The 21,649-nt window shown below is 50.3% G+C and carries 17 protein-coding genes; 9 read left to right on the top strand and 8 right to left on the bottom strand.

The features are described 5' to 3' along the window. Positions 1–63: 63 nt before the first annotated feature. The 6 genes from OIM59_RS18360 to OIM59_RS18335 form a co-directional block, all read right to left on the bottom strand. On the bottom strand, positions 64–4,050 hold the full coding sequence (locus tag OIM59_RS18360) for a two-component regulator propeller domain-containing protein (RefSeq protein WP_303898067.1): 3,987 nt from the start codon (positions 4,048–4,050) through the stop codon (positions 64–66). A 34-nt stretch (positions 4,051–4,084) separates the two neighbouring features. After that, entirely contained in the window at positions 4,085–5,902 is a 1,818-nt protein-coding gene (locus tag OIM59_RS18355) for a glycoside hydrolase family 2 protein (protein ID WP_299170619.1), read from the bottom strand. A 410-nt stretch (positions 5,903–6,312) separates the two neighbouring features. Continuing rightward, positions 6,313–7,203, bottom strand: a complete 891-nt coding sequence (locus OIM59_RS18350) for a GIN domain-containing protein (protein WP_299170621.1) — start codon at positions 7,201–7,203, stop codon at positions 6,313–6,315. A gap of 48 nt (positions 7,204–7,251) precedes the next feature. Further along, positions 7,252–9,627, bottom strand: coding sequence for an ABC transporter permease (locus OIM59_RS18345; RefSeq protein ID WP_303898066.1), 2,376 nt, complete (start codon positions 9,625–9,627; stop codon positions 7,252–7,254). Positions 9,628–9,639: 12 nt separating this feature from the next. After that, on the bottom strand, positions 9,640–10,317 hold the full coding sequence (locus tag OIM59_RS18340; protein ID WP_022352824.1) for an ABC transporter ATP-binding protein: 678 nt from the start codon (positions 10,315–10,317) through the stop codon (positions 9,640–9,642). A gap of 186 nt (positions 10,318–10,503) precedes the next feature. Further along, a complete protein-coding gene (locus OIM59_RS18335) occupies positions 10,504–11,703 on the bottom strand; it encodes an SAM-dependent methyltransferase (protein WP_303898064.1) in 1,200 nt (399 codons plus the stop codon). 408 nt (positions 11,704–12,111) lie between these two features. On the opposite strand from OIM59_RS18335, the gene OIM59_RS18330 reads away from it, so the two are divergent. Genes OIM59_RS18330 through OIM59_RS18305 form a run of 6 tightly spaced genes read left to right on the top strand, consistent with a single transcriptional unit; the run spans position 12,112 to position 17,091 of the window. Next, a complete protein-coding gene (locus tag OIM59_RS18330) occupies positions 12,112–12,762 on the top strand; it encodes a PASTA domain-containing protein (RefSeq protein WP_072541525.1) in 651 nt (216 codons plus the stop codon). A 15-nt stretch (positions 12,763–12,777) separates the two neighbouring features. Continuing rightward, positions 12,778–13,848: an RluA family pseudouridine synthase gene (locus OIM59_RS18325; protein ID WP_072541524.1), complete on the top strand. Its 1,071-nt coding sequence runs from the start codon at positions 12,778–12,780 to the stop codon at positions 13,846–13,848. A gap of 2 nt (positions 13,849–13,850) precedes the next feature. After that, the gene (locus OIM59_RS18320) at positions 13,851–14,828 is read left to right on the top strand and encodes a D-alanine--D-alanine ligase (RefSeq protein WP_299170629.1); all 978 of its coding nucleotides are present in this window, start codon (positions 13,851–13,853) and stop codon (positions 14,826–14,828) included. A 36-nt stretch (positions 14,829–14,864) separates the two neighbouring features. Continuing rightward, on the top strand, positions 14,865–16,019 hold the full coding sequence (locus OIM59_RS18315; RefSeq protein ID WP_303898063.1) for a 1-acyl-sn-glycerol-3-phosphate acyltransferase: 1,155 nt from the start codon (positions 14,865–14,867) through the stop codon (positions 16,017–16,019). Beyond that, positions 16,016–16,681, top strand: coding sequence for a NigD-like protein (locus tag OIM59_RS18310; RefSeq protein WP_299170633.1), 666 nt, complete (start codon positions 16,016–16,018; stop codon positions 16,679–16,681). The genes OIM59_RS18315 and OIM59_RS18310 overlap by 4 nt, the downstream gene beginning before the upstream one ends. 11 nt (positions 16,682–16,692) lie before the next feature. Next, positions 16,693–17,091 (top strand): rhodanese-like domain-containing protein, encoded by a 399-nt coding sequence (locus OIM59_RS18305; protein WP_072541520.1) that lies wholly within the window; start codon positions 16,693–16,695, stop codon positions 17,089–17,091. Between the two features lie 111 nt (positions 17,092–17,202). On the opposite strand, the gene OIM59_RS18300 is transcribed toward OIM59_RS18305, so the two are convergent. Together OIM59_RS18300 and OIM59_RS18295 are read right to left on the bottom strand one after the other, a co-directional pair. Further along, positions 17,203–18,165, bottom strand: coding sequence for an acetylornithine carbamoyltransferase (locus OIM59_RS18300; RefSeq protein WP_303898062.1), 963 nt, complete (start codon positions 18,163–18,165; stop codon positions 17,203–17,205). Between the two features lie 72 nt (positions 18,166–18,237). Further along, positions 18,238–19,488, bottom strand: coding sequence for a glutamate-5-semialdehyde dehydrogenase (locus OIM59_RS18295; RefSeq protein WP_303898315.1), 1,251 nt, complete (start codon positions 19,486–19,488; stop codon positions 18,238–18,240). A 197-nt stretch (positions 19,489–19,685) separates the two neighbouring features. Between OIM59_RS18295 and OIM59_RS18290 the strand changes: the two genes are divergently transcribed. The 3 genes from OIM59_RS18290 (at position 19,686) to OIM59_RS18280 (ending at position 21,637) form a co-directional block, all read left to right on the top strand. Further along, positions 19,686–19,913, top strand: coding sequence for a DUF2007-related protein (locus OIM59_RS18290; RefSeq protein WP_299170638.1), 228 nt, complete (start codon positions 19,686–19,688; stop codon positions 19,911–19,913). After that, positions 19,910–20,377, top strand: a complete 468-nt coding sequence (locus tag OIM59_RS18285) for a hypothetical protein (protein WP_072541518.1) — start codon at positions 19,910–19,912, stop codon at positions 20,375–20,377. Before OIM59_RS18290 ends, OIM59_RS18285 begins: the two co-directional genes overlap by 4 nt. 291 nt (positions 20,378–20,668) lie before the next feature. Further along, on the top strand, positions 20,669–21,637 hold the full coding sequence (locus OIM59_RS18280) for a lytic transglycosylase domain-containing protein (protein WP_299170641.1): 969 nt from the start codon (positions 20,669–20,671) through the stop codon (positions 21,635–21,637). The last annotated feature ends 12 nt before the right edge of the window (positions 21,638–21,649 follow it).

The following is a 21,649-nucleotide window of genomic DNA, read 5'->3' as shown; positions in this document are numbered from 1 at the left end:
CCCACGATACAGCCAGTTCATAGCACAATTCAATCAAAATGCCCGAATTCCTGCCCTACCACCTTATTTTTCACTCAGGAACTCTTTGGGCAGCATACCAAACTGCTTCTGGAAACATTTGGCAAAATAAGAAGGAGTATTAAAGCCAACCATGTAGCACACCTCGTTAATCTTACAGTTGCCTTCCTTCAAAAGCCGGGCCGCTTTCTTCAAACGCTCAATGCGGATGTAATCATTCGGCGTGACATTCAGGATGCCTTTTATCTTGCGGTTCAGACTGGAACGGCTCATGCAAAGCTGGTCGGCCATGTCCAGCAAACTGAATTCCGGATTCTGCATATTGGCCTGCACCACCTCATTCATTTTTTTCAGGAATTCCTCGTCGGCTTTGGTGATGGCCATGCTGTTTGTCTGTACAAAAGGCGCATGCATGAAAGCTGCCTGCAGCTGTTCGCGATTCTTCAGCAAGTTCTGAATACAGGCCCGGAGAAATTCCATGGAAAAAGGTTTGTCCACGTAGGCATCCGCTCCCATCTGCATGCCTTCAATCTTCGATTGCAGGGTAGTCTTGGCCGTCAAGAGTACCACCGGAATGTGACTGTAATCCAAATCGGACTTGATGACATTGCACAATTCCATTCCATCCATCTCCGGCATCATCACATCCGAAAGTACCAGATTCACGATGGCCTCCTTCAGTACCTTCAAAGCCTCCACCCCGTTGGCAGCCGTCAGCACTTTATAGGTATCCGAGAGCTGCTTCTGCAAAAACCTGCGCATCTCGGCATTGTCTTCCACCACCAGTAAAGTATAGCAGAAAGTGTCGGGTTGTGCAGGCGGTCGCATTTCTTCCGATGCAGGTACAGGCATCTTTTCCTCTTCCCCTTCCGCCTCAGGCAGACTCAAGGCCTGCGCATGCCGTAAAGGAAGCTGAAGCACGAACCGGTTGCAGTCCAGCTCCTTATCCATCCACAATTTTCCACCATGCAATTCGGCCAGGGAACGGGCCAGTGCCAGCCCGATTCCCGTGCCTTGCACCTGTGCATTGCCCTCCCGATATTGCTTGAAGGGCTTAAAAATCTCTTCCCGCTCATTCAGGGGAACCACCGGGCCATCATTTTCCACCGACAACCGTAACCAGTCCTGGCCTTCCTCCACCTGCAGTTTCACCTGAATATAAGTGGCACCGTATTTGATGGCATTGGTAAACAGGTTGCTGACAATCTTCGTAAACCCTTCTTTATCGACCGAAGCATGCAGGTCTGCCGACATGTCAAGAAGAAACTTCAGGTTCTTCCCGCGCGCCAAGGGTGTAAAGCGTTTATACATCTTCTGCAACAAGCCCGACAGGTCATAATCCATGAAGTTCAGCTTGAAACCATTTGTCTCCGTCTTGCGGAAATCAAGCAACTGGTTGACCAAATCCAGCAGACGGTTGGTGTTCAGGTCCATAATCTCCAAATCATCCTTCACACTTTCATCCAGGTGTGAGGAAGACAACACATTTTCCAAAGGGCTTTTTATCAGGGTCAAGGGAGTACGTATCTCATGAGCCACATTGGTGAAGAAATCAATCTTTGCCGTATACAGCTCACGCTCTTTCTCATACTTCAAGATTTCCATCGCCCGCACATGCTTGCGCTGGTTCCGCCGGTAAAAATAATAGACAGTCAGCAGCACCCACCCGACGAGCAATACCCCGTAAATGACATAGGCCACCCACGACAGATAGAAAGGAGGATGTACCTGTATCTTCAAGATACGCTCCTGAGGATTCCACACACCGTCGCTGTTGGCACCTTTCACCCGCAGGGTATAAGTGCCATAAGGCAAATTCGAGTAACTTATTTTTGAGTTTCCCCCTTCCAAGGTGTACCATTCCTTGTCGAAGCCCTCCAACTTATACCTCACCACGTTCGACAAGGGAGCCTGATAACTCAATACCGATGCCCTCAACGAAAACGAATTCTGCCCGGCATTCAGGTCAATCACGTCCGAATACGTAATGCTCTTGGCAAGAGGAGACGACTTTTCACCTACCGGCAGACGCTTGTTCCACAAGAAAAAGTCGGTCAGCACCACCGGAGAGACCTGTTTGTTTTCTCCAAATTCGGACGGATGAAAGACGATAAACCCGTCTACGCTTCCCATGTAGATGGCACCGTCGCGGCCCTTCAATCCAGACTGGTAATTAAACTGGTTGCTCAGCAGCCCGTTGGCCGTTGTATAGACATGCTTGCTACCCGTTTCGGGCTGGAAAGCCACCAACCCCTTGTTTGTGCTCAGCCACAACTTTCCGTCGTTGTCTTCCACCATCCTATACACGATGTTGCTGGGGAAACCTTGCGACATGTCATAACGGACAAAGTTGTCCGTCTCCGGACAGAAACGGCAAAAGCCGGCCCCCTGCGTCATGAACCACAGCCGCTTATGGCTGTCCTCAAAGATACTGATGACCTTGTTATAAGGCAAGGAAGCGGTATCTCCCGGCACCCATTGATACTGTTTCCAGTGCTTGCGGGGCAAATCATAGCAAAAAACCCCGTCGGAATAGGTGGCCATCCATAATCTGCCCTGACTGTCTTCCAGAATGTCGTACACAAACACGTTCTCCAGCTCCTCAATCCGCAGGAAATCATCGGTCGCACGGTTATAGCGGAGCAGGCCAGAGGTCGTTCCAATCCAGATATCCCCTGTACTGGCCTTGCATATCGAGAAGACATTGTCGGAGTTCAACGTAGTGGGAGCACTTCCCCTGCTGTAATGCGTCAGCGACTTTGTACGCAAATCTATACGGTTCAGTCCGTTGGCAAAGGTTCCCACCCATAAGGTGTTCCCATCCAGGCACAAGCCATGTATGTTATGTCCCAGTTCCGGATGAGAAAAAGGAACAATCTCCCCCTTGGAAGGATTGAAATGAAACAAGCCCTTGTCTTCCGTACCTATCCACAAAGTGCCATCATCCCCCGCACAAAACTCCCGTACCCGTCGTCCCATGTGGCGCAGGTTCTCCCGCGGATAGTATTTCTCAAAATACGTGTACGGATACGGATAGTAATTCACTCCGCCAAAATAAGAGCCTACCCACATGCCTCCTTCACGGTCTTTACACACGCTGTAAATGGCATTGTCGGAAAGTGCATACCGCTCATCCGTCTCCGGCACGGTCAGATGTACATATTTATCGGTGGTCACCTCGTAGATAAACAATCCCTGTTCCGTACCGACCCACAAGTCCGTATCCGACCGGAAACAAATGCTGCGCACATATTCGTCCAGCAGTTTCCGGACCTTACGAGTCGTCAGGTTTATCTCCATCAACCCCTTGGAAGAACCTACATACAGATTATTATGCAGTCCCTTCGTGCAGGAATTGATGACCATCCCTTTGAAATCTTCTTTTCCATCTGCATCCCGGAATGCCTGAAAAGAGACATAATCTTCCGAATAGTACAGGTTGTCTTCATAACGGCCCACCCACAGCTTGCCGCCTTCAAACCAGAAATGCGTCACGTTGGCGGTTCCCGGCTCCCCACAGGCAATGCATCTCTTCAGGTGCTTTTTCTGTTTCTCGTAGCAGAACAATCCCTGATTGTCGGACGAAATCCAGACATTTCCGTGCGCATCGAGGGTAATCCAGGTGACTGAACGGGTAATATTTTCATCCCCCGATGCCGTCACCTCGTCCAAGCGCAGGAACGTTTCCCGCACCGGCTGGTAAATATAGACTCCGGCATCGGTACCGACCCATATACATCCCTCGCGGTCCTCGCACAATGCCGTAATAAAATTATTGCCCAATGAAGAGTTCTCCTTCTGGAACACCCGGAACTCTTGTCCGTCGTACAGGTTCAACCCGTCTTTCGTTCCCAGCCACATGAAGCCGCGGCGGTCTTGCAAGATGGCATTCACGGTACTCTGTGAAAGCCCGTCGTTGATGCCTAATGTCCGGAAATAATAGGAGGAAGGAGCCGGGAACGCCCCTTCCAATCCACAAAAGAACAATAATGCGGTCAATATACCATATAAAACAGCTTGTTTCCTCCTCATAATGACAAAGGTACTATATTTTTATTTACCGCCTCTATTTTTCACGCAACGCCCCGCAGAGCTTACGGTTGACGGCATTGACCCGCTTTTCGTCCACTTTGATGACTTTACGGTCGTAGGTCATCAGTCCGTTTACCTCTACCTCCACATCCGTGGTCTGGGTGTACACGGCAGCCGAGAAGCCTCTCGGAATCAGGTTGTACAGTTGTTCCGCGTATTTCACATATTCGTCGGTCACTTCCTTGGAAGAATTGAACTGGATATAGCCCCAGTTGCGGTCGGGTTCCCAGATATGGCCCGGCACTACCCAGCCAATACCTCCATACTCTCCCAGCACCGTAGCCCGCTGCGCATCATACAAGTACAGCTCCGGAGCCGGATAATTGTGCAAATCCAGCATGTCACCGCAGGTGTAGTGGTTTCCTCCGCTGGCCGGATTGACCAGGCGGGTCGGGTCGTATTGCTTCGTCCATTCCACAATCTCCGGCGTCTTGAACTGCCCCCAAGCTTCATTGAAAGGAATCCAGGTAGCGATACACGGATAGGAGTACAAGGCATCCATGATTTCTTTCCACTCTTTCCGGTAGCAGGCTTCCGATTCGGCACTCCGCTTCATTTCCGTGCCTTCAAAATATTTCCGGTTCTGCCATTCTGGATTACGGTCGCCGCTGGGCATGTCCTGCCATACGATGATTCCCATCTGGTCGCAGTAGGTGTACCAGCGGGCAGGCTCTACCTTGATGTGCTTACGAATCATATTGAAACCGAAATCTTTTGTCTTCTGGATGTCATAGCGCAAAGCCTCATCCGAAGGAGCGGTATACAGTCCGTCCGGCCACCAGCCCTGGTCCAGCGGACCGAACTGGAACAACGGTCGGTTGTTCAGTTCCAGCCGCACAATCCCGTTCGCATCACGCCGGGAAGAATATTTCCGCATGGCGGCATAGCTGGCTACCTCATCTTTCACCTTTCCACCCTGTTTCAAGGACACCTTCAACGTATAAAGGAAAGGACTGTCCGGCGACCACAGCTTGACCTTCTCGGGCATTTCAATCTGTACACACTCGCCACTGAGGCTCTTTCCCTGTGCCACCAGTTCCTGTCCGTCAAAAACCTTCACCTCTACCTGGCCTTTTGCCGAGGCTTCATTCACCGCCGCCTGCACAAAGAGCAGCGAACGGTCGATATCCGGTGTGATACGCAGGTCTTGAATATAAGATTCACTGACAGGTTCCAGCCAGACCGTCTGCCAGATTCCGGTGACAGGAGTGTACCAGATTCCTTCGGGACGGGACACTTGCTTTCCCCGCGGCTGATAGCCTTGGTCGGTCGGGTCCCATACTCTCACCATGACCGTATTCTTTCCTCCCTGCAAGGCTTCCGTGATGTCGAAAGAAAAAGGAGTAAAACCTCCGGTGTGACTCCCCACTTTTACTCCGTTCACCCATACATCCGTTTTCCAGTCGACCGCACCAAAGTGCAGGAGCACCTTTTTGCCTTTCCACGAAGAAGGAATGTCGAACGAACGGCGATAAATCAATTCCTTTTCCGCACCGACCGTCTTGCCCACTCCCGACAAGGCAGACTCTGCGGCAAAAGGCACCAGAATTTGCCCGTCGAATGTAGCAGGCACATGTTTGCCTCTCTCTACAATGGCATAATCCCACAGTCCATTCAGGTTTTTCCAGTCTTCCCGTTCCATAATGGGACGCGGATATTCCGGCCACACATTCTCGGGCGTCACCTGTTCGGCCCATTGCGTACGGATTTTTCCATCCACCATTTTCCATTGTGCATGCAGCTGCACTGCAAACGCTCCCCAAAGGGCGAGCAATAACCATACATTTTTCATCGATATTATTTTTAAGATGTACAAAAATAGGATATTACCACCGATTCAAATAGAACAATCCTTCCAAAAAATAGGAAATATGTAGCAAAACGCTCCAGATGAGAAAACCTCCCGACACCTATCCGCTTCCGTCCCGAAGTTTTTTATGTTTCCCTTGTGGAAAACGTACGTTTCTCATGGGGGAAACCTACGTTTCACATAAGGAAAACCTACGTTTCCGCCTCGGAAAACCTAAAACAAGGAAAGAGGTTCTCAGCTCATCCCCCTTGCATTCTCATCTCCCTGATACAAGGTTGCCCGGGGAAACCTTACAGCCTCCTGCTAAAGAGTCCGGACTACCCCACAAAAAAAGGTGAAAGGACCTCACGGACCTTTCACCCCACTTAACTTTAAAAGAGATTTTCTATATTTTATTTTTTATAAATGTGCTTTCCTTCTTTTGTCACCTGCGAAGGGTTACCGGCATACACCAAGTTGCCACTGCCATAGGATTGTGCCGTAAGTTTTTGGGAGGCCCGGCAAGACAAATCGCCGGAACCATGGACGGCTGCATCCACTTCCTCGGCCTTCAGGCTGCCGGCATCCAAATCACCGGAAGCGTTGTCACGAAGCACGGCCTTCAGGCAACGGCCCGATACCAACATGTCGCCACTGCCGTTGACCGTACCTTCCAAGGTTTCCTGGCACTGCAGATTGGAGAGAATGAAATCGCCGGACGCATTGACCGCCAAAGCAGCATCGCGGCACACCGCTTTATTGATTTTCATATCGCCGCTGGCATTGATGCGAGCCTGCAACTTCCTGCAGTTGACTTCCTGCACTTCCACGTCTCCACTGGCATTGATATCGGCCTCGAAACTGCCGCACTGCACCGTGGGACATTCAATGTCACCGCTGGCATTCGTCTGGAAACGGATGCTTCCTTCCGTACGTAGTCCTTTGGGAATGGCGATGTCGCCGGAAGCCATCGTCGTAAAGCGACTGACAGACGGCGCATATACATCTACCCGGCAACGGTTCTCTCCCTGGATACTGGTTCCATCCTGATAATACACGCTCAGCGCACCTTTCGATTCCTTCAGCACCACGTAGGGCATCACATTGTCGGATGCATAAATTTCCGCATACGGCTGGCCGGAAGTCTGGTGATACACCACATCGATGGAAGAGAGCGTAGACACTTCCTGTATATTCCCGATGGTACGACGTTCCGTCTGATAGTTTTTACTCGGTTGAACGGTATGGGCAGTTCCCATACAGCTGAAACATGCCATGACATAGGCCAATGTAAGTATATTCATTCCAAATTTCATAAGTCTTTACCTCCAATTATTTTTTACTTCATATTATCATTCTGTTCTTAAATTCTCCATGGGATTGGCCCGGGCAGCTTTCCACACCAGTCCGAAGGCCACCAGCCAGACAATCACGCAGACAAGCAGCATACATCCGGCAAACAGGTACCAGGTGAGGTCGATTTTCACTGCAAACAGTTGCAAGAGCTGTTCGCCGACTTTCCAGGCACACAAGGCCCCAATCACTACAGCCGGAAGGGCAATCTTCAGCAAATCGAGCAGGAAGATTTTCTGCACGTCGGCCATCGAAGCCCCGTGGATGATGCGGATGGCGATTTCCGCCCGGCGGCGTGACACTTCGTCGCGCACATAGGCCACCAGTCCTGTCAGGGCAATAATCAGAATACACAAGCCTGCAAAGAGTACGCTGTTGCGTACGTGCAACACGGCATTGTACAGGTTTCCTATCTCCAGCGACAGGCTGTACACCTTCAGCTGCTGGGAAGCAACCGCCCGGTCGACCACCTGCTGCACTTGCTTCATGGCCTCGGGCGACATCCGGTTCAACGCTACATATAAATAACCCGAAGGTCTATTTCGATAGAACATCACCGTAGGACGCTCGTCATGCTCTTCCAAAACCTGAGAGCCCAAATGGATTTCTTCGTACACCCCGCAAACAATGGCTACCGTTCCACGTTCGGTATGTTCGGTAATATATACCGACTTCCCAATGGGAGAGCCTGTCCATCCGGCCAGTGTTTTCATGCGTTCCACGAACTGACGGCTCACCATCACCTGCTGCGACAAGGAATCTGTCAGCGTAGGGGTAAACAAATTTCCTTCGATGACCGGAATCTGGAAAGCCTTGTGATAATCGGGACCCACATAATACAGGTCGGCAATGTTCATGTATTCTTCTCCTGTTTCCGGATTGTACACATTGTTTCCACTGCAACGCTCCGACAGGAGCTGGTAGCCCCAGGTAACTGCCTTTACCTCCGGCAGTTTCTTCAGTTCCTGCACACAGCGTTCCCGCTCCACCATCTTGCTGCCCGACAGGTCGGCATACAAGGTGTTCCGGTATTCAAATCCGGGATTGAAATTCATCAAGGTGTTATACTCCAAGCCGATGACCGTCAGCAGGCAGACAAAGAATGTGGTCAACGCGAACTGCAAGCACAGCAGTCCCAGTTTCCACCTCCGCTTGTTTTCCGTGTAGCGGCGATAAGCGTAGGTCACCGGTATACGGGTATAGAGATACCCCGGCATCACTCCGCAAAGCAGAATCACTCCGGCCGTCACTGCCAGACAAACCCATACGGTAGACAAGGGGAAAAGCGACTCCAGACTGTGTCCGACCTGTTCTTGCAGGAAATCCTGCAAGCCGAAAATAATCAATACGGCCAGAGCCAGACTGATCAGTCCGTGCAGCAACGACTCGGAAAGAATCATCCGGTAAATGTCGCCGCTCCCGGCCCCGTAGCAACGGTAAGTGGCAATGGCCTTGGCACGGCTCACCATGGACGAAACCACCAGCAGAATATAGTTCAGTACAGCCACCAGCAACATGATAATCGCAAAACTCAGAAACACGATGTTCATGATGCGGTTGTAATCGGACGAGGTGAATATTTCGGCTACGGGGCGAAGAGAAAATTCAAGATTCGTCCCCGACTGAGACAGTTCTTCCGTCACATGATTCGCTTCCAGCATGCGGTCCATACCTTCCTTCAAGTCATCCGGAGTGCTCCCTTTCCGCAAGCGGACATAGGTCTTGTAGCGGTCATTTCCCAGCCAGTTGTTCGTTCCATCGTAAGCCACCTGCCCGATGGTCGGCAGGGCAATGAGCACATCCATCTGTGGCAGATGGGTATTCTCGGGAAAAGCCTCAAACACCCCGACCACGGTCACATGGAACTCGGGATATTGTTTCCACGACAATGTTTTCCCGATAATCTGTTCGCCTGCCACCTCCAGCAGTTTGGAAGAGATATACGCATTGTTGGCCTTTTCCAACCCCGTATAAGGCTCCTCGCCCATCAGCAGTTTCCGCGGGAAGACCCGGAAGAAGGTACTGTCGCAGAAATAAGCCTGTCCATCCAGTTCTTTATGGTCTTCCGTCGTCAGCGTCATCGACCCAATCCCCGTGAAACGGGTGGCCACTTCCACCGCCGGGCAATAGCGCTGTAACCCCGGTCCGATGGCACCGGGAGTCTGCGCGTGCTCCCTCCAGTCGGTTCCTTTCTGTTTGTAGCGTTCTTCCACCCGGTAGGTTTCTTTCAACCCCGGCAGGAAGTTATCGTACGACCGTTCGAAAATGACCTCCGCCAGCATGACCAGGCCGATGGCCAGCCCCACACTCAGGCAGACAATCTTGACCACATTGGCCTCTCCTTTTCGAAACAGTCCTTTCAATGCACGTTTCATAAGGCACCGTTTTTACATTTCCGCAATAGAAGCCACAATCTGGCCATCGAACAGGTTGATGACACGTCCGGCAAAACCTGCGTCACGCTGGCTGTGTGTCACCATCACAATGGTGGTTCCTTCCTTATTCAGTTCGGTCAGCAGTTCCATCACTTCCTGTCCGTTCTTGGAGTCCAGGTTACCGGTCGGCTCGTCGGCCAGGATAATCTTCGGTCCGGAAACCACGGCACGGGCAATGGCCACACGCTGTTGCTGACCACCGGAGAGCTGTTGCGGATAGTGCTTTGCACGGTGGCTGATGTTCATCCGCTGCATGATTTCATTCACCCGGCGTTTCCGTTCTTCAGAAGGCACCTTCAGGTACGTCAGCGGAAGTTCGATGTTCTCAAACACGTTCAACTCGTCAATCAGGTTGAAGCTCTGGAACACGAAACCGATGTTTCCCTTGCGCACGTTGGTACGGTCTTTTTCTTTCAGACTGCCCACTTCCTTTCCGTCGAGGAAATAGCTTCCCGAAGTCGGATTGTCCAGCAGCCCCATAATATTCAATAAAGTAGACTTTCCGCATCCGGAAGGTCCCATGATAGCTACAAACTCTTTGTCTCTTACCTCCAAACTTACTTTATTCAGTGCCAGTGTCTCTACTTCCGTGGTACGGAACGTTTTTGTCAGGTTTTCAATCTTAATCATAATTTTATCGTTTTATAGGATTCATATTTTCATTTTGGAGTTTTATTTTCCACTAAATCCTATACAAAGTCCGTGCCAATCTTTTAAACAGCTGATTATCAACAAAGAATGAAATGCCTAAAAAAAGCGGGTGTCTAAAAATTAGACACCCGCTGTATGATTTTTTGACAATTTCCGAGTAGAGGCCTATGCCTTGACACATTTGATGACCACGTGCCGGTCGCCTTCCAAAGTGGTGGCAAACAGATACACATCGCCTCCTTCCTTCAATTTCCATTTTTTCCGGAGTTCCGCCACCGACGCCGGGAAATTACGCACCGTCAGGTTGGCCTTGTCCACTCCTTGCAGCAACTGTTTCAGTTCTTTCTTCCCAAACCCCGACACTTCCAGCACCCGGAAACGACGTCCCGGAAAGTCGACCAACGCCTCCGACGTATACAAATGACTGTTCACATGCAGTTTCTGGAGACCGAAACGCGCTCCCAACAAGCGGTAAGGTCCTGCTTTCAACAAGGCTGCCCCCGGTTCATAAAGGTAATTCCCCACTTCTTCCGCCAGCGGACAACGGGCTTCTTTCTCCTGTGCATAAGTGAAGACAAACGGTTCCGTCAAAAAGTTATTAACAGCCTGTTCACAACTTATCCACACCTCTCCTGAGGCTTCTGAAGCCGATTTTTCCGGTTTTTGGAGTACTACGAGCAACTCTTTGCACTCGTTATTCACAGCCACTACGTGAATCTGACGGATGTATTTCAACTCCCGCAGCGAAGAAAAAATGTCGAGCATGGGCGAAAGTTTCACCACCACCGTGCGTCCTTTCTCTACCAACAACGGTTCCAGTTTCTGCACATCCGGTTCACAGTCGGCAATGGCCACAGTTTTTCCTCCCTGACTGTTGCGACGGGCCGGGTCCAGAAACAGGCAGTCCACCGGTTCCATCTGTCGCAGATAATCCACTCCATCCGCCTCATGCACCGTGACCTGCGGCAAACCGAGCAACGGGAAATTATGGCGGGCCAGTTCACAAAGCACTTCCTGCCGCTCCACATAGTCCACTCTTTGGAAGTTTCGTGCCAGGAAAGAACAGTCTACCCCCAGTCCGCCCGTCAAATCGGCCATCGTATCGCCTTTCAGCCACGAAGCCTTGTAGCGAGCCGTGATTTCCGAAGAACACTGTTCCATAGACAGGTGGGCCGGATACCGGATACCCTCGGTCTGCGCCCAAAGGGGCACTTTCTTCTCGGCAATCTGCCAGCCGGCAATCTGCACCACAGCCGCCGCCATATCTACCTGCGGATATTTACGGGCCTGCAAGGCCAAGGTACGCACATCCTCTGTACGATGTGCACGGATAAACTGTAGCGTTTCGGGTGAAAGTTCGGCCATTCTTCTGTATCTTAATAAGAGTCTATACAAGCTGTCGTTTTTCCTGTCGTTCAGATAAAGGCATAAAAAAAGGAGTTCCGCTGAACTCCAACCTTTGTTAACCTTAAATCTAATACTATGAAAAACACGATGCAAAGGTACGGACTTTCTGGAATTATGCAAGTATTGTGCACGTTTACGCATGTTTTATAACATAGATTAAGAAGTTCCCCGTCTGCTTTAAAAGGCATTAAGAAAAAGTCCTCCTCCCTCATGCATTTTCTCTCCACACCTTTCACGCCCCTCACCCGTACCCTTTCTGTGGCAAGTGTCTGTTTTCATGTTAAAAAGACATAGGTTTCACCGATTACTCCCCCGTATTCCAACAAAATGTTATATCTTTGTCCCAATTATAGACTTTGACGTAACATGATAACCCTGAAAGAATTCTTTTCATTCAAACAGAACCGTTTTTTCTGGCTGAACCTGATAGCCATGATTGTGGTTGTTATCGGTGCATGCTGGGGCACACTGCTCTGGCTCGACCACTATACACACCACGGAGAAGCCTACGTGGTGCCCAATGTCAAAAACAAGTCGCTGGGGGAAGCCCAGCTGGCGCTGCATAACCAAAAGCTGGAAGGACTGGTAGTAGACTCCAGCTATGTGAAAGGACTGCCCGACGGTATGGTACTGGACCAGAATCCGGCAGAAGGGGCACGCGTAAAAGAAGGGCGTACCATCTACCTGACCGTTACCACTTCGAAGGTGCCGCTGGTGAAGCTGCCCGATTTGGTTGACAACAGTTCCCTGCGACAGGCAGAGGCCAAACTGAAAGCCATGGGATTCCGTTTGACGGAACCGGAATATGTTTCAGGGGAACAAGACTGGATTTACGGCATCAAATATCGTGGCAGAAGTCTGATGAGCGGGGACAAGGTTCCCCACGAGGCCATGCTGACCTTATGCGTGGGCAACACGGCTATCCGCGATTCGCTGGCCATGGATTCTACCCAAATAATGATAAGTGAAGGAGTACCTGAAAACAGCGAAGCTGAAGTGGATGACTCCTGGTTCTAACCTCCTAAAGTAAAGATGGCAGAAGATTTGATTGATTACGAGCTGGACGGCGAAACGCCAGACGATATTGAACCGATTGGAGGAGAACCGGAACTGTACGAACATTTCCGTACAGTGGTAGACAAGGGACAGGCTCCTGTCCGCATCGACAAATACTTATTCGAACGCATCGTCAATGCGTCGCGCAACCGTATCCAGACGGCGGCCGACAATGGCTTTGTCATGGCCAACGGAAAACCGGTGAAGAGCAGCTACAAGGTAAAGCCGCTGGATGTGCTGACCGTGATGATGGACCGTCCGCGTTACGAGAACGACATCATCCCGGAGGATATTCCTTTGGACATCGTGTATGAGGATGACGACCTGATGGTCATCAACAAACCGGCGGGACTGGTAGTACATCCGGGCTGCGGAAATTATCACGGAACGTTGGTCAATGCCATCGCCTGGCATCTGCGCGACGTGCCGACCTATAATCCGAACGACCCGCAAGTGGGACTGGTGCACCGCATCGACAAGGATACGTCGGGCTTGCTCGTGGTGGCCAAGACACCGGACGCAAAAACCAACCTGGGATTACAGTTCTACCACAAGACCACCAAGCGTGAATACAATGCTTTGGTGTGGGGCATCGTGGAACAGGATGAAGGCACCATCGTGGGCAACATCGGACGAAACCCGCGCGACCGGATGCAGATGGCCGTCATGGCCGACCCGACTCAGGGGAAACATGCTGTCACTCACTATCAGGTGCTGGAACGGCTGGGCTACGTCACGCTGGTGAAATGTGTGCTTGAGACCGGACGCACCCACCAGATTCGCGTACACATGAAATACATCGGCCACACCTTGTTCAATGACGAACGCTACGGCGGCCATGAAATCTTGAAAGGAACTCATTTCAGCAAATACAAACAATTTGTAAACAACTGTTTCGAAATCTGTCCCCGTCAGGCCTTGCATGCCAAGACACTGGGGTTTGTACATCCCCGCACGGGAGAGGAAATGTTTTTCACTTCCGAACTGCCCGAAGACATGACCTGTCTGCTGGAACGATGGAGAACGTATATCAGTAACAGAGAATAATTATGAAACGTACAATTGCGATTGTAGCAGGAGGAGACTCTTCCGAACACGAAGTCTCCATGAAAAGTGCAGAGGGTATCTACTCTTTTATCGACCAGGAAAAATATACCCTTTATATTGTGGAACTGACCAAAGCACACTGGGAAGCCATCCTTTCCGACGGAAGCCGCGCCAAAGTGGACAAGAACGACTTCAGCTTTATGGACCACGAAAAGAAAATCATCCCCGACTTTGCCTATATCACCATCCACGGAACTCCGGGAGAAAACGGTATCCTGCAGGGGTATTTCGAACTGATCGGCATCCCTTACTCTACCTGCGACGTACTGGTATCGGCCATGACTTTCAGCAAGTTCACCCTAAACCAGTATCTGAAAGGTTTCGGCGTACGGGTAGCTGAGTCCATGCTGGTGAACAAACGCCATGGCATCAGCGACGAGGAAGTCATCAGCAAAATCGGACTGCCTTGCTTCATCAAACCCAACGCCAGCGGTTCCAGTTTCGGCGTAACCAAGGTGAAAACCAAGGAACAAATCCAACCGGCCTTGCAAGAAGCCTTCAAGGAATCGGACGACGTGATGATTGAGGCCTTTATGGACGGTATCGAACTGGCCAACGGATGCTACAAGACGAAAAAGGACTCCGTAGTCTTCCCGATTACCGAAGTGGTCAGCAAGAACGAATTCTTTGACTACAACGCCAAATACAAAGGAGAAGTGACGGAAATCACACCGGCACGCCTCAGCCCGGAACTGACCAGCCGTGTACAGCAGCTCACTTCCGCCATCTACGACATTCTGGGCTGCAAGGGCATCGTCCGCGTGGATTACATCATCACGGAAGGCGAGAAAATCAACATGCTCGAAATCAATACCACTCCGGGAATGACGGCTACCAGCTTCATTCCGCAACAGGTACGTGCCGCCGGACTGGATATAAAAGATGTAATGACCAACATTATTGAAGACCATTTCAATTAATTTTGTATCTTTGAAGAGAACAAGCCATTCTATATCATGAACATACCTGCTGAATTCGACGACATTCGTCCGTACACCCCCGAAGAGCTTCCGCAAATCTGTGAGGAACTGCTGGCCGATAAGGACTTTCAGACTGTCATTCAGTCTGTCATGCCGGGTATCCCCATGGAGATGCTTGCAGCACAGCTACGTCACTGCAAGACCAACCTGGACGTCCAGAAAACGTTCTTTCACAAGCTGCTCCACGACATCATGCAACAACATAGTGACGGCTTCGACCTGGATACCTCTTCCCTTCCCGACAAACAAAAGAGTTATACGTTTATCTCCAACCACCGGGATATCGTACTCGACCCGGGATTTCTATCCGTCGGCCTGCTGGACAATGGTTTTCCCAATACCGTGGAAATCGCCATCGGCGACAACCTGCTGATTTACCCTTGGATAAAGAAGCTGGTCCGGGTGAACAAGGCCTTCATCGTGCAGCGTGCCCTGAGCATGCGACAGATGCTGGAATCGTCGGCCCGCATGTCACGCTATATCCATTTTGCCGTGACTCAGAAAAAGGAAAACGTGTGGATTGCCCAGCGTGAAGGAAGGGCCAAGGACTCCAACGACCGTACCCAGGAAAGTGTGTTGAAAATGCTGGCCATGGGAGGAGAAGGCGACATCGTAGACCGGCTGAAGGAACTGAATCTCGTGCCTGTGGCCCTGTCGTACGAGTATGACCCGTGTGACTTCCTGAAGGCAAAGGAGATGCAGCAAAAACGGGATTCGGAAAACTTCAAGAAAAGCCAGGCAGACGACCTGACCAACATGCAGACAGGTATTTTCGGCTACAAGGGACGCGTGCATTTCCAGACGGCTCCGTGTCTGAACGAGGAACTGGAAACGCTGAGGGGACTGCCTAAGACGGAAATCTTCAACCGTCTGGCCACACTGATTGACCGTCACATCCATCGCAGCTACCGGATATATCCGGGAAACTACGTGGCCTGTGATTTGCTGAACGGCACCGATACCTCCGCCGGCAAATATACACCGGAAGAGAAGCAACGTTTCGAAGCCTACCTGCAACAGAAACTGAGCCTGATTCAGCTGCCCAACAAAGACGAAGATTTCCTCCGTCGGTGTATCCTGCAAATGTATGCCAACCCGGCTATCAACTACCTGAAAGCCATCGAAGCATGAAACGGGTTCCCCTTCTTTTAAGCACATTCTTCTGCCTGCTCTTTCTGGGAGCATGCAAGGAGGATGAGTACGTCTACCCCAACGTGATAAGCACTTTTATCGATGTAACGACCGATGCGAGCGGAACCCTTCAGGACCTTATCACCGACAAGGGAGAGACGTTGCAGATTCTCAACCGGGAAGGGCTGGACGGACTGACACCCGATTCGACTTACCGGACAGTATCCATCTATGAGCCCAAGGAAACAGACACACAAGGAAATGCAACAGCCCTGCTGTATTCCTGCCAGCTGATTATTGCCGTGAAGCCGGTGACAGCCAACAAACTGCCAGACGGCATCGCCAAAACCGATCCGCTGAACGTTCAGAGCGTATGGAGATCCGGGAACTACCTCAACCTGATTCTGCTGCCTATGGCCAAAGAAAAAAGCCATATCTTCCATTTCATTGAAGACGGAATCACCGACAATGAGGACGGCAGCCGGACACTTCACCTGACACTCTATCACAACCAGAACGGTGATTATGAGGCGTTCACCCGCAAGAGCTATCTTTCCATACCCTTATGGGCTTACGAAGGACGGCTTGCACAAGGCGACCAGGTGATTCTCCGCATCAACACGTACGAAAAAGGCTTTGTAAGCTACGAATTTACTTACTAATACTCTACTTTATGATTAAGACGATTTATTTCATGTTCTTTATATGCATGTTTGCCGTAGCCATGGTGGCATGCAAAGGAAAGTCAAACGACGATTTCAAGAATCTGTCCGCCGACGAGTTTGAACGCTTCATCAGCGACGACCAAGTGCAGCTGGTAGACGTACGGACCGTGGCTGAATACAGTGAAGGTCACATTCCGGGCAGCATCAATATCAACGTGCTGGATGAGAAATTCTCGGCCAATGCCGATGAACTGCTGAACCCGGAACAGCCGGTAGCCGTCTATTGCAAGAGTGGCCGCCGCAGCCGGAATGCCGCCAAGCTGCTGGTCAAGAAAGGTTTCAAGGTGTACAATCTTGACAAGGGTTTCGAAAGCTGGAAAGAACTGGGAAAAGATATCGAGCAATAAGACAGACCCCAAGCAATTCACACCGATAAAACAGATAAGATAAAAGAATGCCGTGACCGACAAGAGGGAATATCCCTCCGCCCGTCACGGCATTTATTTTAGTGCTGATTATTACAAACTCTGGAGCATACGCTTCAACACTACCGTAGCCGAAATCTCCCGGTTGGCAGCTTCCGGAATGACCAGTGAAGTCGGAGCTTCAATCACGTCATCTGATACAATCATATTACGGCGTACCGGAAGACAGTGCATGAAGAATGCATTGTTGGTCCACGACATGTGCTCCGTATCTACCGTCCAGCTCATATCCTTACTCAGAATCTTTCCGTAATCTTCCGGACAAGTTACCCCCGGACAAGCCCAGTTCTTCGCATAGATGAATTCCGCTCCTTCAAAAGCCTTCTTCTGGTCGTATTCCACTTTCGCACCACGCACGAACTTCGGGTCGAGTTCATAACCGTGCGGATGGGTAATTACGAAATCCACGTCGGCCTCGTTCATAAAGTCCGCAAAAGAGTTCGGAACGGCCTGTGGAAGAGCCCGCGGATGTGGTGCCCATGTCAGGACTACCTTCGGACGTTCGGTCCGCTTGTACTCCTCAATCGTTATCAAATCGGCAAAAGCCTGCAAGGGATGTCCCGTAGCCGCTTCCATGGAAAATACCGGCTTGCCGGAATACTGGATAAACTGGTTCAGAATCTTCTCGGTATAGTCGTCCTCCCGACTTTCGAAACGGGCAAACGAACGTACGCCGATAATATCGCAATAAGAAGCCATTACCGGAATAGCCTCCAGCAGATGCTCACTCTTGTCGCCATCCATCACCACGCCACGCTCGGTTTCCAGCTTCCAGGCACCCTGATTCACATCCAATACAATGACATCCATTCCCAGGTTGCGGGCTGCCTTCTGCGTGCTCAGTCGCGTACGCAAACTATTATTAAAGAATATCAGCAGACAAGTTTTATGCTTGCCCAACGCTTCGTATTTATAACGGTCTTTCTTAATCTCGAACGCTTCATCCAAGGCGGTCTTCAAGTCGCCCAAATCGAATACATTGGTATAAGTCTTCATACGTAAAAGTGTATATAAATTTATTTTTCCTCGCAAATATACTATAAAAATACAATATCACCTCTCTTTTATTCATTTTTTTCGAATCTGCCCATCGCCTTCCACAATCCATTTATAGGTAGTCATCTCCCGTAATCCCATCGGGCCACGGGCATGCAGTTTCTGGGTACTGATTCCGATTTCGGCCCCCAAACCAAACTGAGCTCCATCGGTAAAGGAAGTTGGCGCATTGACATACACACAGGCTGCATCCACTGCCCGCGTAAAGAAGTCGGCCGCTTCTTTATCTTCCGTTACGATACATTCACTGTGTCCGGAGCCGTATGCATAAATATGCGATACAGCTTCCGCAATATCCTCCACCGTCTTGATGGCCATCTTGTAATCCAGGAACTCCGTTCCGTAACTCTCCGGTGTGGCAGGACGAAGCAGTTCCACCGGATACCGTCCCGACAAAGCCTCATAAGCCGGCTCATCGGCATACAGTATCACCCGGCTTTCCTGCAACGGTGCGCACAGGTCCGGCAAATCACCCAGCCGTGCCCGATGTACAAGCAGACAGTCGAGGGCATTGCAGACACTTACCCGGCGCGTCTTGGCATTGTGGACAATAGCCGCCCCCTTATCCAGGTCGCCCGCCTTGTCAAAATACGTATGACAGATGCCAGCCCCCGTTTCAATGACCGGCACGGTAGCTTCCTCACGCACATACCGAATCAGGTTACTGCTTCCACGGGGGATAATCAAGTCCACCCATCCTTCGGCATGCAACAATGCCGCCGTAGCCTCCCGGCTCGAAGGAAGCAGCTCCACCACGTGCGGGTCTGCCCCGAACTCCTCCAGCACTTCCTGGATGAGCTGCACGATAGCCCGGTTGGAAGCATCCGCATCACTCCCTCCTTTCAGGATAGCAGCGTTCCCAGTTTTCAGGCACAGCGCAAACACATCGAAACTCACATTCGGACGGGCTTCATAAATCACCCCGATTATGCCGAAAGGCACACTCACCTTTTTCAGCCGCAGCCCGCTCGGCACCGTATAACTCTCCAGGACACGCCCCAGCGGGGAAGGAAGTGCAGCCACCTGACGCATGTCGGCCGCAATCCCCGACAACCGTTCCTTCGTCAGCTTCAGACGGTCATACTTCGGATTGGAAACTTCCATCCGCAGCAAGTCCTCCCGATTGGCCTCCAGGAGGCTGTCTGTTTGCTCCTCTATCTTGTCGGCCACCGCACACAAAAGTGCATTCACCGTTTCCACATCCCACATTGCCAGTTTACGGGATGCAGCCCGAACGGATTGAAATATTTCATTCAGATTCATTTTCGCCATTTTCAGATTACAGTTTATCGCAAAAATACAATTTCAGGCAGATATTCAAAACAATCAGAAGGAAATAATCGTCACTGCCAAAGAAATATATGCCCGAAAGCATGTTTATTTCCGAAAGTTTGTTATCTTTGACATAGAATATATGAGAGAAACGAACTTCTAATTATTAACCCTTAAAACAAAAGACTATGGAAGCAAAAGATTACGATTCATTGATTGAAGTTTTCAGAGGAGACCTCTGGGAAGCTGAATTGATAAAGGGCTTGTTGAGATCAGCCGGTGTGGATGCCATGCTAAAAGATGAAACACCACTGTCTGCCATGACTTCTTCCTATGGAGGAGGTTCCGTATGTGTACTGGTTAATAAGGAAGAAGAAGTTTACGCACGAAAGGTAGTAACAGAACGAAAAGCATGAAACAGTTATTCTTTATCCTGATTGCATTCTTTACCGTAGCCGTTCCGGCAGTCGCACAACAGTTGAAAACCACCCGATGGGATTCGTATGGAGTATCCTTCAAGGCTCCGTCCGACCTCACCGTGGAAGATGATTCTTCCGAAGGCTATCTGGCCGGGAACGACACCTACTACCTCACCATTCAGCTGCTGGAAGGAGAAGGCATGAAAAAAGAAGAATTGGGACAAGAACTGAAAGCCATCGCCACAGACGATGAAGTGACCTCACAAAGCGAAGTGCAACCTTTTGAGCTGCCACAGTTTCACGGCGTGCAGCTCAAAGGGAATTGCGAAGAAGAAAAATGCGTCTATTGCTACCTGCTGGCCAAAGACGGAAGCTGCGGCTTCTATATTTCCATTGTATACCGCCAGGAAAATGACAAAATTCCAGAGACCATCCTGAAAAGTTTCAGCATGGAAGAATGAACTTTCAGAGAACTGCAATTTTGTGAAATAAATTAAAAAGGTAGCGTTTCCCAAAAGTTTATTTCGTATTTTAGAGCGATTTTTAAACAAAGAGCTGTTGATTTTTTGTGCCCTAAAGGCTCAAAATAGCACAACATATGCATAGCCAAACGGGGAATTAAGTAGACTCAAACCAGTTTTGAACGATTTTTACTTGACTTTTGCCTAAATTATACCCCTGACTTACATAAATAAGTCCTTATTTTTGCCACAGATTCACAAAAGACCGACAGTTACAAGAAAGCCTTGAATATGAAATTGACAAAACGCTTATACACTTTATCACTTACAACCGCTCTATTTGTAACCGGTTTTTTGTTACCCGGTTTTTCCACCTCCTGCACTGCACAGACAGAAACAGCCTCGTCCCCTACTTACAGCTGCATTGAAGTTCCCAAAAGCATTAATTTCTGCGGCATCGACATCGACCTGACGCGCTATGACCGGCGCGAACGTATGGACCGGGAACTGATGGCGTTCACTTACATGCACAGCACTTCGCTGCAAATCATCAAGCGGGCCAACCGCTATTTCCCTATCATTGAACCCATCCTGAAGGAACAAGGGGTTCCCGACGACTTCAAATACCTGATGGTCATCGAAAGCAACGTCAATCCGCTGGCCCGTTCGGGAGCCGGAGCCGCCGGACTGTGGCAGTTCATGAGCGGCACCGCCCGCGATTTCGACCTGGAAGTGAACCACCACGTGGACGAACGCTACAACGTGGAAAAATCCACCGTGGCTGCCTGCAAATACCTGAAACAGGCTTACCGCAAGTTTGGCAACTGGGAAACTGTGGCCGCTTCCTACAACGCCGGACAGGGAAGAATCAGCCAGCAACAAGACAGACAATATACTGACAATGCCCTCGACCTTTACCTGGTGGAGGAAACCTCGCGCTATGTGTACCGCATCCTGGCCGCCAAGATGCTGCTGACCGACCCGAAACAATTCGGTTTCTACCTGCGTTCCAGCGATTTATATCCTCCTATTCCTTATCGGACCGTCAAAGTGACCGAAGACATTGACGACCTGGCCCGCTTTGCCAAGGGACAAGGCATCAACTTCAGCCTGCTGAAAAGCATGAACCCCTGGCTACGGGGAACTTCCCTCCCCAACCACAGCGGAAAGGAATACCTCATTCGAATTCCCGATAAAGAAGAAATGTATTACAACCCAAGAGTAATCCTCCCGCACAATCCGGCGTGGGTGGTGGAATAAGAAAATCATTAT

The organism is Bacteroides mediterraneensis, assembly GCF_025993685.1.
In the GTDB taxonomy this organism is placed as follows: domain Bacteria; phylum Bacteroidota; class Bacteroidia; order Bacteroidales; family Bacteroidaceae; genus Phocaeicola; species Phocaeicola mediterraneensis_A.
The sequence above is the reverse complement of the archived record's forward strand: the minus strand, read 5'-3'. Positions and strand labels throughout refer to the sequence as shown.